Source organism: Pseudomonas sp. K2I15 (assembly GCF_002204795.1).
In the GTDB taxonomy this organism is placed as follows: domain Bacteria; phylum Pseudomonadota; class Gammaproteobacteria; order Pseudomonadales; family Pseudomonadaceae; genus Aquipseudomonas.
Genome location: NZ_NIXO01000009.1, coordinates 22,343 through 38,045 on the forward strand (window position 1 = coordinate 22,343; position 15,703 = coordinate 38,045).

General features: G+C 61.0%; 16 protein-coding genes. 10 read left to right on the forward strand and 6 right to left on the reverse strand.

What is annotated here, in order from left to right:
* Nucleotides 1–6 precede the first annotated feature (6 nt).
* The 6 genes from CEC48_RS08300 to fdhA all read left to right on the forward strand — a co-directional run bounded on the left by CEC48_RS08300 (nt 7) and on the right by fdhA (nt 7,792).
* Nucleotides 7–1,257, forward strand: coding sequence for a sarcosine oxidase subunit beta (locus tag CEC48_RS08300; RefSeq protein WP_003209185.1), 1,251 nt, complete (start codon nt 7–9; stop codon nt 1,255–1,257).
* 14 nt (nt 1,258–1,271) lie between these two features.
* Nucleotides 1,272–1,574 (forward strand): sarcosine oxidase subunit delta, encoded by a 303-nt coding sequence (locus CEC48_RS08305; protein WP_088423301.1) that lies wholly within the window; start codon nt 1,272–1,274, stop codon nt 1,572–1,574.
* Entirely contained in the window at nt 1,571–4,588 is a 3,018-nt protein-coding gene (locus CEC48_RS08310; RefSeq protein ID WP_088423302.1) for a sarcosine oxidase subunit alpha, read from the forward strand. Before CEC48_RS08305 ends, CEC48_RS08310 begins: the two co-directional genes overlap by 4 nt.
* A 129-nt stretch (nt 4,589–4,717) precedes the next feature.
* The gene (locus tag CEC48_RS08315) at nt 4,718–5,350 is read left to right on the forward strand and encodes a sarcosine oxidase subunit gamma (protein ID WP_088423303.1); all 633 of its coding nucleotides are present in this window, start codon (nt 4,718–4,720) and stop codon (nt 5,348–5,350) included.
* A 190-nt stretch (nt 5,351–5,540) separates the two neighbouring features.
* A complete protein-coding gene (gene purU / locus CEC48_RS08320) occupies nt 5,541–6,398 on the forward strand; it encodes a formyltetrahydrofolate deformylase (protein ID WP_003209192.1) in 858 nt (285 codons plus the stop codon).
* A gap of 194 nt (nt 6,399–6,592) precedes the next feature.
* The gene (fdhA, locus tag CEC48_RS08325; RefSeq protein ID WP_088423304.1) at nt 6,593–7,792 is read left to right on the forward strand and encodes a formaldehyde dehydrogenase, glutathione-independent; all 1,200 of its coding nucleotides are present in this window, start codon (nt 6,593–6,595) and stop codon (nt 7,790–7,792) included.
* Nucleotides 7,793–7,838: 46 nt separating this feature from the next.
* On the opposite strand, the gene CEC48_RS08330 is transcribed toward fdhA, so the two are convergent.
* From CEC48_RS08330 to CEC48_RS08350, 5 genes are all read right to left on the reverse strand, one after another.
* Entirely contained in the window at nt 7,839–8,198 is a 360-nt protein-coding gene (locus tag CEC48_RS08330) for a hypothetical protein (RefSeq protein ID WP_088423305.1), read from the reverse strand.
* A complete protein-coding gene (locus tag CEC48_RS08335; RefSeq protein ID WP_088423306.1) occupies nt 8,199–9,173 on the reverse strand; it encodes a hypothetical protein in 975 nt (324 codons plus the stop codon).
* A 119-nt stretch (nt 9,174–9,292) separates the two neighbouring features.
* Nucleotides 9,293–9,541: a hypothetical protein gene (locus tag CEC48_RS08340; protein ID WP_088423390.1), complete on the reverse strand. Its 249-nt coding sequence runs from the start codon at nt 9,539–9,541 to the stop codon at nt 9,293–9,295.
* A 434-nt stretch (nt 9,542–9,975) separates the two neighbouring features.
* Nucleotides 9,976–10,653 carry an anti-sigma factor domain-containing protein gene (locus CEC48_RS08345; protein WP_088423307.1) on the reverse strand — a complete coding sequence of 226 codons (678 nt, stop codon included), beginning with the start codon at nt 10,651–10,653 and terminating at the stop codon, nt 9,976–9,978.
* Nucleotides 10,650–11,285: a sigma-70 family RNA polymerase sigma factor gene (locus CEC48_RS08350; RefSeq protein WP_088423308.1), complete on the reverse strand. Its 636-nt coding sequence runs from the start codon at nt 11,283–11,285 to the stop codon at nt 10,650–10,652. Before CEC48_RS08350 ends, CEC48_RS08345 begins: the two co-directional genes overlap by 4 nt.
* A gap of 153 nt (nt 11,286–11,438) precedes the next feature.
* Here CEC48_RS08350 and CEC48_RS08355 point away from each other — a divergent pair, with 153 nt between their 5' ends.
* Complete coding sequence (locus tag CEC48_RS08355; RefSeq protein ID WP_088423309.1) at nt 11,439–12,008, forward strand: DUF2780 domain-containing protein; 570 nt, start codon at nt 11,439–11,441, stop codon at nt 12,006–12,008.
* Here CEC48_RS08355 and CEC48_RS08360 read toward each other — a convergent pair.
* On the reverse strand, nt 12,005–12,892 hold the full coding sequence (locus CEC48_RS08360; protein ID WP_088423310.1) for an acyltransferase: 888 nt from the start codon (nt 12,890–12,892) through the stop codon (nt 12,005–12,007). The genes CEC48_RS08355 and CEC48_RS08360 overlap by 4 nt on opposite strands.
* A 173-nt stretch (nt 12,893–13,065) precedes the next feature.
* Between CEC48_RS08360 and CEC48_RS08365 the strand changes: the two genes are divergently transcribed.
* Genes CEC48_RS08365 through creC form a run of 3 tightly spaced genes read left to right on the forward strand, consistent with a single transcriptional unit; the run spans nt 13,066 to nt 15,682 of the window.
* Nucleotides 13,066–13,566, forward strand: coding sequence for an ATP-dependent zinc protease (locus tag CEC48_RS08365; RefSeq protein ID WP_088423311.1), 501 nt, complete (start codon nt 13,066–13,068; stop codon nt 13,564–13,566).
* 8 nt (nt 13,567–13,574) lie between these two features.
* On the forward strand, nt 13,575–14,243 hold the full coding sequence (gene creB, locus CEC48_RS08370) for a two-component system response regulator CreB (RefSeq protein WP_088423312.1): 669 nt from the start codon (nt 13,575–13,577) through the stop codon (nt 14,241–14,243).
* A complete protein-coding gene (gene creC, locus CEC48_RS08375) occupies nt 14,243–15,682 on the forward strand; it encodes a two-component system sensor histidine kinase CreC (protein ID WP_088423313.1) in 1,440 nt (479 codons plus the stop codon). Before creB ends, creC begins: the two co-directional genes overlap by 1 nt.
* Nucleotides 15,683–15,703: the final 21 nt, after the last annotated feature.

Here is a 15,703-nt window from a genome sequence, read left to right on the forward strand (position 1 = left end):
ATGACTATGCAACGCTACTCGGGCTTCGGCCTCTTCAAGCACTCACTCAGCCACCACGAAAACTGGCAGAAAATGTGGCGCACGCCGACCCCTAAAAAGGTCTACGACGTGGTCATCGTCGGCGGCGGCGGGCATGGTCTGGCGACGGCTTACTATTTGGCCAAAGAGCACGGCATCACCAACGTGGCCGTGGTCGAGAAAGGCTGGCTGGGCGGCGGTAACACCGCGCGCAACACCACTATCGTGCGTTCCAACTACCTGTGGGACGAGTCGGCGCACCTGTACGAACACGCGATGAAACTCTGGGAAGGTTTGTCCCAGGATTTGAACTACAACGTGATGTTCTCCCAGCGTGGCGTCTACAACCTGTGCCACACCCTGCAAGACATCCGTGATTCCGAGCGTCGCGTCAGCGCCAACCGCCTCAACGGTGTGGACGGCGAACTGCTCAACGCCAAACAAGTGGCCGACGAGATCCCGTACCTCGACTGCTCGAAAAACACCCGCTACCCGGTGATGGGCGCCACCGTGCAACGTCGCGGCGGCGTGGCCCGTCACGATGCCGTGGCCTGGGGCTTTGCCCGTGCGGCGGATGCACTGGGCGTGGACTTGATCCAGCAGACCGAAGTCATCGGTTTCCGTAAGGAAAACGGTGTGTGCATCGGCGTCGAAACCAACAAGGGCTTTATCGGCGCCAAGCGCGTTGGTGTGGTCACGGCCGGTAACTCCGGCCACATGGCTTCGCTGGCGGGCTTCCGCCTGCCGATCGAATCCCACCCGCTGCAAGCGTTGGTGTCGGAGCCGATCAAACCGATCATCGACAGCGTGATCATGTCCAACGCCGTGCACGGTTACATCAGCCAGTCCGACAAGGGCGACCTGGTGATCGGCGCCGGTATCGACGGCTACAACGGCTACGGCCAGCGCGGCTCGTACCCGGTGATCGAGCACACCATCCAGGCCATCGTCGAGATGTTCCCGGTGCTGTCGCGCGTGCGCATGAACCGCCAGTGGGGCGGCATCGTCGACACCACGCCGGATGCCTGCCCGATCATCTCCAAGACGCCGGTACCGAACATGTTCTTCAACTGCGGTTGGGGCACCGGTGGCTTCAAGGCCACACCCGGCTCAGGCAACGTATTTGCCGCCAGCCTCGCCAAGGGTGAAATGCACCCGTTGGCCGCTCCATTCTCCATCGACCGTTTCCACAACGGTGCGCTGATCGACGAACACGGCGCCGCGGCCGTCGCCCACTAACAGGAGAAATTCCTATGTTGCATATCTTCTGTCCTCACTGTGGCGAACTGCGCTCCGAAGAGGAATTCCACGCCTCCGGCCAAGCGCACATCCCGCGCCCGCTGGACCCGAATACCTGCACCGACGAGCAGTGGGGCGACTACATGTTCTTCCGCGATAACCCGCGTGGGCTGCACCACGAACTGTGGATTCACGCCGCCGGTTGCCGCCAGTATTTCAACGCGACCCGCGACACCGTGACCTACGAAATTCTTGAAACCTACAAGATAGGCACCAAGCCGCAATTCACCGCCAAGGCTTCTGGAGAGAAGGTATGAGCCAGATCAATCGCCTGTCCAACGGTGGCCGGATCGACCGCAACAAAGTCCTGAGCTTCAGCTTCAACGGCCAGAGCTACAAAGGCTTTGAAGGCGACACCCTGGCCGCTGCACTGCTGGCCAACGGCGTCGACATCATCGGTCGCAGCTTCAAGTATTCGCGCCCGCGCGGCATCTTCGCCGCCGGTAGCGAGGAGCCAAACGCGGTGTTGCAGATCGGCGCCACCGAAGCCACGCAAATACCCAACGTGCGCGCCACGCAACAGGCGCTGTACCAGGGTTTGGTCGCCACCAGCACCAACGGCTGGCCAAGCGTGAACAACGACATGATGGGCATTCTCGGCAAGGTCGGCGGCAAGCTGATGCCGCCGGGCTTCTACTACAAAACCTTCATGTACCCGCAATCGTTCTGGATGACTTACGAGAAGTACATCCGTAAGGCAGCCGGTCTTGGCCGCTCGCCGACCGAGAACGATCCGGACACCTACGACTACATGAACCGTCATTGCGACGTGCTGATTGTGGGCGCTGGCCCTGCCGGTCTGTCGGCTGCCCTGGCTGCTGCGCGAAGCGGCGCCCGGGTGATCATCGCGGACGAGCAGGAAGAGTTCGGCGGCTCCTTGCTGGACTCCCGTGAAAGCCTCGACGGCAAGCCGGCGGCCGAGTGGGTTGCCAGCGTGATCGCTGAGCTGAAGGCCCTGCACGATGTGGTGCTGCTGCCTCGCGCCACCGTCAACGGTTACCACGACCATAACTTCCTGACCATTCACGAGCGCCTCACCGATCACCTCGGTGACCGTGCGCCGATCGGCCAGGTGCGTCAGCGTATCCACCGTATTCGTGCCAAGCGCGTCGTGTTGGCGACGGGTGCGTGCGAGCGTCCGCTGGTGTACGGCAACAACGACGTGCCGGGCAACATGCTGGCGGGTGCGGTTTCGACTTATGTGCGCCGCTACGGCGTGGCACCGGGCAAGAAGCTGGTGCTGTCGACCAACAACGACCATGCCTACCGCGTTGCACTGGACTGGTTTGACGCAGGCCTCACCGTGGTGGCTGTGGCCGATGCCCGCCACAACCCACGCGGTGCACTGGTTGAAGAAGCCCGCGCCAAAGGCATTCGCATCCTCACCGGCAGCGCCGTGATCGAAGCCCGTGGCAGCAAGCACGTCACTGGCGCCCGCGTTGCCGCCATTGACGTCAAAGCCCACAAAGTCACCAGCCCCGGCGAATGGCTGGAGTGCGACCTTGTCGCCAGCTCCGGCGGCTACAGCCCGGTGGTTCACCTGGCCTCGCACCTGGGCGGCAAGCCGATCTGGCGTGAAGACATCCTCGGTTTTGTACCGGGCGAAGCACCGCAAAAGCGCGTGTGTGTCGGCGGTATCAATGGCGTCTACGGCCTGGGTGATTCCCTGGCCGACGGTTTTGAAGGTGGCGTGCGCGCCGCCAGCGAAGCCGGGTTTGCGCCGGTGGAAGGTACGCTGCCAAAAGCCTTGAGCCGTCTTGAAGAACCGACCCTGGCGCTGTTCCAGGTGCCTCACGAAAAAGCCACTGCACGGGCGCCCAAGCAATTTGTCGACCTGCAAAACGACGTCACCGCTGCCGCCATCGAACTCGCCACCCGCGAAGGTTTCGAGTCGGTGGAGCACGTCAAACGCTACACCGCGCTGGGCTTCGGCACCGACCAGGGCAAGCTCGGCAACGTCAACGGCCTGGCCATCGCGGCCCGTTCGCTGAACGTGACCATCCCGCAGATGGGCACCACCATGTTCCGTCCCAACTACACGCCAGTGACTTTCGGCGCGGTAGCGGGCCGCCACTGTGGGCACATCTTCGAGCCGGTACGCTACACCGCGCTGCAAGCCTGGCACGTGAAAAACGGCGCCGAGTTTGAAGACGTCGGCCAGTGGAAGCGCCCGTGGTACTTCCCGCGTAACGGTGAAGACCTGCACGCCGCGGTGAAACGCGAATGCCTGGCCGTGCGCGACAGCGTCGGCCTGCTGGATGCGTCCACCCTCGGCAAGATCGACATTCAAGGCCCGGATGCCCGCGAGTTCCTCAACCGCATCTACAGCAACGCCTGGACCAAGCTCGATGTGGGCAAGGCCCGCTACGGCCTGATGTGCAAGGAAGACGGCATGGTCTTCGACGACGGCGTAACCGCCTGCCTCGCCGACAACCACTTCCTGATGACCACCACCACCGGCGGCGCAGCGCGCGTACTCCAGTGGCTGGAAATCTACCAACAGACCGAATGGCCAGACCTCAAGGTGTACTTCACCTCGGTCACCGACCATTGGGCGACCATGACCTTGTCCGGCCCTAACAGCCGCAAGCTGCTGAGCGAAGTCACCGACATTGACCTGGACAAGGACGGCTTCCCGTTCATGACCTGGAAAGAAGGCTTGGTGGGCGGCGTGCCGGCGCGGGTGTTCCGGATTTCGTTTACCGGTGAGCTGTCGTTTGAGGTCAACGTGCAGGCCGACTACGCCATGGGCGTGCTCGAGAAAATCGTCGAAGCCGGCAAGCAATACAACCTGACCCCGTACGGCACCGAGACCATGCACGTGCTGCGGGCCGAGAAGGGTTTCATCATTGTTGGCCAGGATACCGACGGCTCGATGACCCCCGACGACCTGAACATGGGCTGGTGCGTAGGCCGCACCAAACCGTTCTCGTGGCTCGGCTGGCGCGGGATGAATCGCGAAGATTGCGTGCGTGAAGACCGCAAGCAACTGGTGGGTTTGAAGCCGATTGACCCGAACGTGTGGCTGCCGGAAGGCGCGCAGTTGGTGTTCGACACCAAGCAGACGATCCCGATGAAGATGGTCGGCCACGTCACCTCAAGTTATGCCCACAACTCCCTCGGCTATTCGTTTGCCATGGGCGTGGTGAAGGGCGGCTTGAAGCGCATCGGCGAGCGGGTGTTTGCACCGCTGGCGGATGGCAGCGTGATCGAGGCGGAGATTGTGTCTTCGGTGTTCTTTGACCCTAAAGGCGATCGTCAGAACATCTGATACCTGAGCATTCCCACGCTCTGCGTGGGAATGCATCCCGGGACGCTCCGCGTCCCAAGAGCGGACGCAGAGCGTCCATGGCGGCATTCCCACGCAGAGCGTGGGAACGATCATTCAAACAGGTGCTTTATGACAGCAGCCAATGTTTACCAACAACGCCCTACCTCCGGAGCCAAGGCCGAGTCGTCGCTGCACCATGCCGACCTCGCGAGCCTTGCGGGCAAGGGCCGCAAGAACGCCGGTGTGACCGTGCGCGAAAAGAAACTGCTGGGCCATCTGACCATCCGTGGTGATGGTCATGACGCAGCCTTCGCCGCTGGCGTGCACAAGGCCCTTGGCATCGAATTGCCCGGCGCCCTGGCCGTCATCTTCAAGGGTGAAACCAGCCTGCAATGGCTCGGCCCGGATGAGTGGCTGCTGGTGGTGCCGAGCGGTGAAGAATTCGCCGCCGAGAAAAGCTTGCGCGAGGCGCTGGGTGATTTGCATATCCAGATCGTCAACGTCAGCGGCGGCCAGCAGATTCTCGAACTCAGCGGCCCGAACGTGCGGGATGTGCTGATGAAGTCCACCAGCTACGACGTGCACCCCGACAGCTTCCCGGTGGGCAAGGCCGTGGGCACGGTGTTCGCCAAATCGCAATTGGTGATTCGCCATACCGCGCAAGACACCTGGGAGCTGGTGATTCGTCGCAGCTTCTCGGATTACTGGTGGCTGTGGTTGCAGGATGCGGCGGCTGAGTATGGGTTGAGCGTGGAAGCCTGATCGAGTGAGTGCATACCTTTTGTGATGAGCGGGCTGTTGTGGCGAGGGGGCTTGTCCCCCGTTGGAGCGCGCAGCGGTCCCAATAAGGTCAGCGCATTTTTTCTGAAATAACCGAACGGCAGGTTTTGGGGCTGCTTCGCAGCCCAACGGGGGACAAGCCCCCTCGCCACAAAGGCCTGAGGATTCCAATATGAGCCGCGTACCCGACACATGGATTTTGACTGCCGACTGCCCCAGCGTGCTCGGCACGGTGGACGCGGTGACCCGCTATCTGTTCGAGCAGGGCTGCTACGTCACGGAACACCACTCCTTTGATGACCGGCTCTCGGGCCGGTTCTTCATCCGCGTGGAGTTCCGCCAGCCCGACGGTTTCGACGAACAAGCCTTCCGCGATGGCCTGGCCACTCGCGGCGAGGCCTTCGGCATGATCTTCGAACTGACCGCGCCGAATTACCGGCCGAAAGTGGTGATCATGGTCTCCAAGGCCGATCACTGCCTCAACGACTTGCTCTACCGCCAGCGCATCGGCCAACTGTCGATGGACGTGGTCGCCGTGGTCTCCAACCACCCCGACCTCAAGCCCCTGGCCGACTGGCACCAGATTCCCTACTACCACTTCCCCCTGGACCCCAACGACAAACCGTCGCAGGAGCGCCAGGTGTGGCAGGTGATCGAAGAGTCGGGCGCTGAGCTGGTGATCCTTGCGCGCTATATGCAAGTGCTGTCGCCGGAGCTGTGCCGCAAGCTCGACGGTAAAGCCATCAACATCCACCATTCCCTGTTGCCCGGTTTTAAAGGCGCCAAGCCGTATCACCAGGCGTACAACAAGGGCGTGAAACTGGTGGGCGCCACTGCGCACTACATCAACAACGACCTGGACGAAGGTCCGATCATCGCCCAGGGCGTGGAGGTGGTGGACCACAGTCACTACCCGGAAGATTTGATCGCCAAGGGACGGGATATCGAAGGCCTGACGTTGGCCCGGGCCGTGGGGTATCACATTGAGCGGCGGGTGTTCTTGAACGCCAATCGCACGGTGGTGCTCTGATGGACGCCTTCGCGAGCAAGCCCGCTCCCACATTCGACCGCATTCCATAGGTGGAACCCGGTCGAATGTGGGAGCGGGCTTGCTCGCGAAAGGGCCATCACCAACAACGCAAAAACAGCATCTGTACCCGAGCACTTTAACGCGCTGCCTGTCTGGGCAACGCGGTTCCCTAAAAACAACAGCGAGGTGAAAGCATGTCTGGTAATCGTGGTGTCGTGTATCTCGGCAATGGCAAGGTCGAAGTACAGAAAATCGACTATCCCAAAATGCAGGACCCCCGTGGCAGGAAGATTGAGCACGGCGTCATCCTGCGCGTGGTCTCCACCAACATCTGCGGCTCCGACCAACACATGGTGCGCGGCCGTACCACCGCCCAGACCGGCCTGGTACTGGGGCATGAAATCACCGGCGAAGTGATCGAGAAGGGCAGCGACGTCGAGAACCTGAAAATCGGCGACCTGGTGTCCGTACCCTTCAACGTGGCGTGCGGCCGCTGCCGCTCCTGCAAGGAAATGCACACCGGCGTGTGCCTGAGCGTCAACCCGGCCCGCCCGGGCGGTGCCTACGGTTACGTCGATATGGGCGACTGGACCGGCGGCCAGGCCGAATACGCGCTGGTGCCGTACGCCGACTTCAACCTGCTGAAGCTGCCGGACCGCGACCGCGCCATGGAGAAAATCCGTGACCTGACGTGCCTCTCCGACATCCTGCCTACCGGTTATCACGGCGCCGTGACGGCCGGTGTTGGCCCGGGCAGCACGGTCTACGTGGCCGGTGCCGGCCCTGTCGGCCTGGCTGCTGCCGCTTCGGCTCGCCTGCTGGGCGCGGCGGTGGTGATCATCGGTGACGTGAACCCGATCCGCCTGGCCCATGCCAAGGCCCAGGGTTTTGAAATTGCCGACCTGTCCAAAGACACGCCGCTGCATGAGCAGATCGCTGCGTTGCTGGGCGAGCCAGAAGTGGATTGCGCGGTGGATGCGGTGGGCTTTGAAGCGCGCGGCCACGGGCATGACGGCGTCAAGCACGAAGCCCCGGCGACCGTGCTCAACTCATTGATGGGCGTAGTGCGGGTGGCCGGCAAAATCGGTATCCCGGGCCTGTATGTGACTGAAGATCCGGGTGCTGTGGACGCTGCCGCGAAAATGGGCAGCCTGAGCATTCGTTTTGGTCTGGGTTGGGCCAAATCCCACAGCTTCCACACCGGGCAAACGCCGGTGATGAAGTACAACCGCCAGTTGATGCAGGCGATCATGTGGGACCGCATCAAGATTGCCGACATTGTGGGCGTGGAAGTCATCAGCCTGGATGACGCACCGCGTGGTTATGGCGAGTTCGATGCGGGTGTGCCGAAGAAGTTTGTGATTGATCCGCATAAGTTGTTCAGCGCGGCGTAGGCGATAGATAAGGGCGACCCAAGGGTCGCCCTTTTTATATAAAATTTCAGTCTTCTATAAGAAATCCGGTGATGGTGATACCTATAAGCGAGAGACAGGTAACGAGTGTTGGTATGACCATCCAATACTTGAGGTGCCGTGGTATTTGTTCAACGTCCTCAACCAGTACCATACCCCGGCGTTGAATTATTTTCGGAATGAGAATAACGGTTGCCATAGCGAATACACGTTGCGGCCTTCCTTCAAAGTGGGTATGACGAAACGTGTGCCTGCATCCGACTATAAAGGTGCTGTATTGCATATAGCGCTCAGCGGCATCGAGCTTTTTGTACATGGCAGAAAAGACGATCGGGAAGCTGAGTAGCAGGAGGATGCATGAGCCCACCGCAAAGTATTCCAAGTACATTCAATCCTCCACTGCCTGATAGAGAACTTTACCCACCCATTCTCCAGCATTGCTTCCAAGCGTGCCCAAGGCGAGTCCACCTGCTGCACCACCGATGATGGCGCATGCCAAAGCACCGGCGCCAGCCGTAGGAATACCAAAAACAATCGCACAGGCGCCGATACCGCCAACGGCTCCAAGTGTCCCGCCCGCAGATGCTCCACCCACTCCAATCACCAACTTCCCACCTTCAACATACTTCGCTTGCGTACACGCTTGCTCGCGGCCCGTGGAGCACGCCTCCGTTATCTCCAGTGCTGTCGCCCCAACATCCAGCGCGATACCAATATAAGTCCCCTTTTTCAATATCTGCGAAGCCTTGGCTACGCGCTTGACCGTTTCCTCATACCCGCGAATTTCTCCATGATGCCAATAGCTTTTACTGGAGATACCCAACATTTTCTTGATGGAACCTTCACTTCTCAGCCCGCTTCCGAAGCGGGCCATGCCGCGCAGTTGACTCTCGAGTCGGGTGAATAAGGTTCTTCGTTTAACCACGAACTCATCCCTTGCGGCCATGGTCCCTTTGCTCAAGTACTGCTTATGAAGACCTTCGATTTCCTGGAGGGTCTTTTCGATTCCGTCCAGGTGTTTACTCCACGCGCTGGTGGCGCTCCCGACACCGATGGAAGCGTGGGCCATGATTGCCTGCAACTGGTCGTAATTTTTGATCAGGAACTGATCAGTTGCAGAGTGTGCCAACAGGGCATGTTTCACGTTCTCTGCCGAACTCATCAACCGTGCTTCTTCGGGGGTACAAGAAGCTGTCTGGCTGTCGCCGATGATCACCAGTTGCCCGGGCAATACCACGGTATTGCGAATATGTTGGTTGAGGGTGTCGAACTTTGTTTGCGTATGGGGATTAAGCGACAGGCGTTGTTTGAGCAGCGGATAAGGCTGTGATCGATCATTGATAAATGCGTAGGGTCCCTGCATTACGTACACCTCCAGTGACTGAGGCGCACGACTATAAGAAGGCGCTACAAGCGGAGTAAGACGCGTGCAGGGACGTTTTCAGCGTTTCGGAAATGGACTACTTAAGTGTAGGTGTATGCCTACACCTGCAAACGTCGGCCGATCACATCCATCAAATCGCAACCGTCACGCAGCGGAATGGCGCAGAGCAGGGCGAAGTCCTTGAGGACGATGGTGTCGGTGATCAGGGTGTCGCGAAACGCGAGATTTTCCAGGACTTGCGTCACCGCGCGGATGCGGTAGGCGGCAGCGTCGTGGAGCACGTCCAGCGGGGTTTGAGTGTCGATGAGCAGGGACGGGACGGTGCAGTCGTGGCCGGTTAGGGGCATGTATCGGTTCATATGTGCAACCTCATTTCAGTAAATGGGGCTACCACTCACACGTCGCCAAACGAATGGGTGGCAGCTGTACGCAGGTTGGCGAACCGGTGAAATGAAGCAAAGCCGGCAGACCCGAAGGTCTCCCGCGCACAGCCGCCATAAAGCGCAGCTTTGCGGGTGCAAAAAAGCCTGCAAAGAAACAGGTGCTTTTGCATGCATTATTTCAATCGAGTCGCCAAACCCGTATCGCCATGTGGACGACCGCCGGACTATAAGCTTCCTTGTTTGGCCGATGCAAGGCGCAACACCGAACACATTTTGAACCCAACGACGATCAACTGTAGGAGCGAGCTTGCTCGCGAAAAACCTGAGGGCGCCGTGGGCTTTCAGGTTTCCCGCGTTATCGTTGACGACCTTCGCGAGCGAGCTCGCTCCTACAGGGGTTAGAGTGAGGCCAATTGGCCTTGATACAGCACCGGCCCCGTCGGTTGCCCGGTCGGCGAACCACCGTGCGGCTCAAGACTCACCGCCAGCGTCAACGGTGCCTTGAGCAGCGCCTGCTGTTCCTTGCTCAACTGAATCCGGCCTTTACCCGACACCGGCACCAACCCCAGAGAAATCGGCTTGCCCCCCGGCGCAATCGCCCACAGCTCCAGGTCCCGCGCCTGCTCCACAGCCGCCAGCGTCAGCGGTTCAACCTGCAGATGATCCGCATACGCCTGGATCTTCAACGCTGGCTGCTGGTCCGCCGCCACCAGCGTAGCGTTGTATTCCACCCCAAGATCGCGCTGGTACAACACACCCACCAACACCGCGATCACCACCCCGCACGCTGCCGCCAGCAACCGCAGGTTCTTCCAGAACGGCCTCTTCGCCGGCATATGCAGCACTTGCGGTTCAATGCGCGCCTTGATCCCTTCCCACACATGATCCGGCACCGGCCGCTCGGGCAACGGCCCGGTCAGGCTGGCGAGGGCATCCTGCCAATGGCCCAATTCGACCCGCAGGGCTGCATCGTCCAGCAGCAGCGCTTCAAAGCGTCGACGAGCGGTGGCCGGCATCAGCCCAATGGCGTAATCAGCCGCGAGGGCGCGGCGCAGGGACGTGGTCTGGTAGTTCATGATTCAAGGCACCTGCGCAAACGCTCCATGCCGCGGCGAATCCAGGATTTGACCGAGCCCAGGGGCGCGGCCAAGTGGTCGGCCAACTCCGAGCACGACAGGCCCTGGAAGTAAGCCACGGTGATCGATTGGCGCTGCATGCCTTCAAGGCTGTCCAGGCAGCGGTTCAGGGCGTGGGCTTCACGCTCGCTGTCGAGCCGTTCATGGGCGCTGGGGCTTTCGTCGGCCATGGCGTCCTCTTGGCCTTCGCTCAGGGGTTGCTCGCGGTGTTTGCGCAATTGGTCGATCGCCAGGTTGCGGGTGATATTGATCATCCAGGTCATTGGCGCCGACAGGTGGGCTTCATAGCGCGAGGCGTTGAACCAGATGCGCACGAAGCTTTCCTGCAGCACCTCTTCGGCCAGGTCCTGGCGCCCCATGAAACGCAGGGCAACACCGTGCAAGCGCGGGGAAACGCTGCGATAGAGCGTTTCGAACGCCGGGCGGTTACCCAGGGAACATTGGGCCAGCAATTGCCGTAGCTGATCTGCATCGTGGGTCGAAATGGGGCTTCTCCAGGCACTTGTAACAGGGCGATGGGACGGCGCACGGTAAAGAGAGCAGGCAGAGGTTAGTCCAGCTTGGGCATTCATTCCATCTACCTCCGTGCGGCTCGTGGTGGATATACGTAGCGCAAGGCGATTCGGATGCAGTGGTTTTCTGAACTAATCTGTAGGGAGGGAACAATCCTTCGGCGTACCCAGTCAAAGCCCTGCTTTTAGCGCTTACTTTCAGAGGTTGTCTTGATGAAGATTTCACGCGGTTTTGCCCTGTCCTGCCTGCTGACCGTGGCGGCCAGCCCGGTGTTTGCGGCAGGTTTCAGCCTCGGCGACGTGGCCAACGCCGTTTCCGGCGCACAAGGTGGCGACAAGGCAGCAGCGGCTGCACCCACCTCACAGACCGCTGGTCTGCTGGGTGCCCTGACCTCGCAATTGAACGTGACCCCTGAGCAGGCCGTCGGTGGCACCGGCGCGATGCTGGGCCTGGCCAAGAATAAATTGGGCGGCGGTGATTACTCGCAACTGACCCAGAGTGTTCCGGGCCTGGACAAGCTCTCCGGCAGCAACTCCCTGGGCAGCCTCGGCGCGCTGAGCGGCATGCTCGGCCAGAGCGGCGGCAGCAAGACCTCGGGCCTGGACGGCGTATTGGGCAATGTGAAGAACACCAGCGACCTGAACACCGCGTTCAGCGCGCTGGGCATGGATGACAGCATGGTCGGCAAGTTTGCCCCGGTGATCCTGCAATACCTGGGCGGCCAGGGCGCCAATAGCTCGGTGCTGGGCAAGCTGGGCGGCATCTGGGGCGCCGGCAGCTAAGGGCGTTCTGCGCGCAGTTTGGCGATGCGCGCATCCTTCTCCATCCAGAGCTGGTTGACCCAGTTCTGGACGGTCTGGCGAAACGCCGGATCGTTCTCGTAATCCCCCTGCCACAACGCCGGGTCCAGCTCTCGGCTGCGGATATCTACGATCACCTTCGGCACCGCGCCGCTGATCAAGTCCCAGAAGCCGGGAATGTTCTGCTGTGGATAAACCACGGTGACGTCGAGCACGGCATCCAACTGTTCGCCCAAAGCCGCCAGCACGAACGCCACGCCGCCCGCCTTGGGTTTCAGCAGGCGCTCGAAGGGTGAATCCTGCTGTTTGCGCTTTGCCTGAGTGAACCGCGTGCCTTCCAGATAATTGACCACCGTGACTGGCTGGCGCTTGAACAGTTCGCAGGCCTCTTGGGTGATTTTCAGGTCCTGGCCCGCAAGCTCGGGGTGCTTGGCCAGGAACGCCTTGGTGTAGCGCTTCATGAACGGGTAATCCAGCGCCCACCAGGCCAGGCCCAGGAACGGTACCCAGATCAGCTCCTTTTTCAGGAAGAACTTGAAGAACGGCGTGCGCCGGTTGAGGGTCTGGATCAGCGCCGGGATGTCGACCCAGGATTGGTGGTTGCTGATCACCAGGTAGGACGTGTCGCCCCGCAGGTTGCCACCGCCGCGAATGTCCCATTGGGTGGGGATGCACAGGGCGAAGATCAGCTTGTCGATCTCGGCCCAGGTTTCAGCGATCCACATGACCGCCCAGGAGGCGTAGTCGCGAACGCGACCGGGGGCCACCAGCTTGAGCAGGGCAAACACCATCAATGGCCCGAACAGCACCAGGGTGTTAAGCAATAACAGCAATGTGACAAAACAGCCGGTGAGCAGGCGGCGCATAAGTAACTCTTGGAATCATTTTGGCCCGCCATGATAAGCAGCTTGGGGTCTAGAGGCCAAATCGCAAATACGCTGACGAATGTTTCACAGCGGGCTGGGTATGCTTTGTGATCTAACTAAGCGGCGATTTTGCAGTCTAGAATTGGCCCACCTATTTCAAGGAAACCTCCTACGTGAAATCCATCCTTGCCCTGCTAACCCTCGTGGCCTTGCCTGTCATGGCCGCCGAGCCGACCCTTTACGGTCGCTACGAATACATTCAACTGCCGGAAATCGGCGAAACCTTCAAGGCCAAGATGGACACCGGCGCGCTGACCGCCTCGCTGTCGGCCCGGGACATTGAGACCTTCACCCGTGATGGCGACGACTGGGTGCGCTTCCGTGTCGGCGGCAAGGACGCGACCAACAAGGTCTACGAGCACAAAGTCTCGCGCATCAGCAAAATCAAAAGCCGCTCTGACGAAGATGACGACAAGGACGAAGCCACCGTGGCCAAGCGCCCGGTGATCGACCTGGAAATGTGCCTGGGCAACGTCAAGCGCACCGTGGAGGTCAACCTCACCGACCGCAGCAGCTTCAACTACCCGCTGCTGATCGGCGCCAAGGCCCTGCGTGAATTCGGCGCTGCGGTGAACCCGGCTCGCCGTTACACTGCGGACAAACCGGACTGCTGATTGAGACCATGCCGCATATCCTGATTGTCGAAGACGAAGCGGCCATCGCCGACACGCTGATTTTCGCCCTGCAAGGCGAGGGCTTCACCACCACCTGGCTAAGCCTCGGCCAGGCGGCGCTGGCCCATCAGCGGCAAACCCCGGCGGACCTGATCATCCTCGACATCGGCCTGCCGGACATCACCGGCTTTGAAACCTGCAAGCAATTGCGCCGCTTCAGCGAAGTGCCGGTGATGTTCCTCAGCGCCCGGGATGGCGAGATTGACCGTGTGGTGGGCCTGGAGATCGGCGCTGACGACTATGTGGTCAAGCCGTTCAGCCCGCGTGAAGTGGCGGCGCGGGTACGGGCGATTCTCAAGCGTGTGGGCCCGACGGCGGTGCCGACAGTGTTTCAGGTGGACCACGAGCGGGTGCAGATTGGCTACCGTGGCCAGCCGCTGAGCCTGACACGCCATGAATTCCGTTTGCTGAACTGCCTGCTGGAGCAACCCGAGCGGGTGTTCAGCCGCGAACAACTGTTGGACGCCGTGGGCGTGGCTGCCGACGCAGGCTACGAGCGCAATATCGACAGCCATATCAAAAGCGTGCGCAGCAAATTGCGCGCGGTGGCGCCCGACGCCGAGCCGATCCAGACTCATCGCGGCCTCGGCTACAGCTACAGCCCGGGCAATAGCTGATGCGCCTGGGGATTCGGTTCTTCCTGGTGTATGCGCTGTTTATCGGCCTGACCGGCTACTTTGTGCTCAGCACCGTGATGAAGGAAATCCGCCCCGGCGTGCGCCAGTCCACCGAAGAAACCCTGGTGGACACCGCCAACCTGCTGGCGGAAATCCTGCGTGACGATGTGAAGAACGGCACCCTCGGCCAGAGCCATTGGCCGGAACTGCTCAAGGCTTACGGCGAACGTCAGCCCGGCGCGAACATCTGGGGCCTGCCGAAAAATCAGGTGAACCACCGCATCTACGTCACCGACGCCAAGGGCATCGTGCTGCTGGACTCCACCGGCGAGGCAGTGGGCGAGGACTACTCGAAATGGAACGACGTGTACCTCACTCTGCGCGGCGAATACGGCGCGCGCTCGACCCGCAGCGAACTGGACGACCCGGCCTCGTCGGTGATGCACGTCGGCGCGCCGATCCGCGATAACGGGCAGATCATCGGCGTGGTCACCGTGGCCAAGCCCAACAGTTCGCTGCAACCCTATGTGGATCGCACTGAAGACCGGCTGCTGTGGTACGGCGCCGGGCTGGTAGGCCTGGGCCTGCTGTTTGGCGCGCTGTTGTCGTGGTGGTTGAGTGTCGCGTTGCGCCGGCTGACGGCGTATGCCCAGGCGGTCAGCGAAGGCCGGCGCGCCGAGTTGCCGCACTATCGCGGCGGCGAGCTGGAGCAACTGTCCACCGCCGTGGAACACATGCGCACGCAGCTGGAAGGCAAGGCGTACGTCGAGCGTTATGTGCACACCCTGACCCACGAATTGAAAAGCCCATTGGCGGCGATTCGCGGCGCGGCGGAGCTGTTGCAGGGCGACATGTCCCGTGATCAGCAGCAGCGATTCGTGGGCAATATCGACAGTGAAAGTGCGCGCTTGCAACAGTTGATCGAGCGCCTGCTGAACCTGGCTCAGGTGGAGCAGCGCCAAGGCCTGGAAGACCAGGCCAGCCTGTCGTTGGCAGCGCTGGTGGATGAAGTGCTCAAGGCTCAATGTGCGCGTATCGAAGGCGCCGGGTTGCAGGTCGAGCAGGCGATTGCGGCGGATGTGCAGGTGTACGGTGAGCCATTCCTGCTGCGTCAGGCGCTGGGCAATCTGTTGGAAAACGCCCTGGATTTCACCCCGCCCGGTGGCACATTGCGGTTCAGCGCCCGGGACGTGAATGACGGCATCGAATTTGCGCTGTTCAACCAGGCCGAACCCATCCCCGAATACGCCTTGCCGCGCCTCAGCGAGCGCTTCTATTCGCTGCCGCGCCCGGCCAGCGGGCGCAAGAGCACCGGCCTTGGGCTCAATTTTGTCGAGGAAGTGATGAAACTGCACGGCGGCTCATTGCGGATCGGCAACGTGCCCGGCGGCGTGCTGGTAAAACTGCATCTCCACACAGTCTCCACATTCCCTTCATAAACCCCCCTTAAGCCCTTGCCA

What these genes read in the sequence shown, in the direction of transcription:
- CEC48_RS08300 (WP_003209185.1), top strand. Translation starts at nt 7, where the DNA reads ATGCAACGCTACTCGGGCTTCGGCCTCTTCAAGCACTCACTCAGCCAC.
- CEC48_RS08305 (WP_088423301.1), top strand. Translation starts at nt 1,272, where the DNA reads ATGTTGCATATCTTCTGTCCTCACTGTGGCGAACTGCGCTCCGAAGAG.
- CEC48_RS08310 (WP_088423302.1), top strand. Translation starts at nt 1,571, where the DNA reads ATGAGCCAGATCAATCGCCTGTCCAACGGTGGCCGGATCGACCGCAAC.
- CEC48_RS08315 (WP_088423303.1), top strand. Translation starts at nt 4,718, where the DNA reads ATGACAGCAGCCAATGTTTACCAACAACGCCCTACCTCCGGAGCCAAG.
- purU (WP_003209192.1), top strand. Translation starts at nt 5,541, where the DNA reads ATGAGCCGCGTACCCGACACATGGATTTTGACTGCCGACTGCCCCAGC.
- fdhA (WP_088423304.1), top strand. Translation starts at nt 6,593, where the DNA reads ATGTCTGGTAATCGTGGTGTCGTGTATCTCGGCAATGGCAAGGTCGAA.
- CEC48_RS08330 (WP_088423305.1), bottom strand. Translation starts at nt 8,198, where the DNA reads ATGTACTTGGAATACTTTGCGGTGGGCTCATGCATCCTCCTGCTACTC.
- CEC48_RS08335 (WP_088423306.1), bottom strand. Translation starts at nt 9,173, where the DNA reads ATGCAGGGACCCTACGCATTTATCAATGATCGATCACAGCCTTATCCG.
- CEC48_RS08340 (WP_088423390.1), bottom strand. Translation starts at nt 9,541, where the DNA reads ATGCCCCTAACCGGCCACGACTGCACCGTCCCGTCCCTGCTCATCGAC.
- CEC48_RS08345 (WP_088423307.1), bottom strand. Translation starts at nt 10,653, where the DNA reads ATGAACTACCAGACCACGTCCCTGCGCCGCGCCCTCGCGGCTGATTAC.
- CEC48_RS08350 (WP_088423308.1), bottom strand. Translation starts at nt 11,285, where the DNA reads ATGAATGCCCAAGCTGGACTAACCTCTGCCTGCTCTCTTTACCGTGCG.
- CEC48_RS08355 (WP_088423309.1), top strand. Translation starts at nt 11,439, where the DNA reads ATGAAGATTTCACGCGGTTTTGCCCTGTCCTGCCTGCTGACCGTGGCG.
- CEC48_RS08360 (WP_088423310.1), bottom strand. Translation starts at nt 12,892, where the DNA reads ATGCGCCGCCTGCTCACCGGCTGTTTTGTCACATTGCTGTTATTGCTT.
- creB (WP_088423312.1), top strand. Translation starts at nt 13,575, where the DNA reads ATGCCGCATATCCTGATTGTCGAAGACGAAGCGGCCATCGCCGACACG.
- creC (WP_088423313.1), top strand. Translation starts at nt 14,243, where the DNA reads ATGCGCCTGGGGATTCGGTTCTTCCTGGTGTATGCGCTGTTTATCGGC.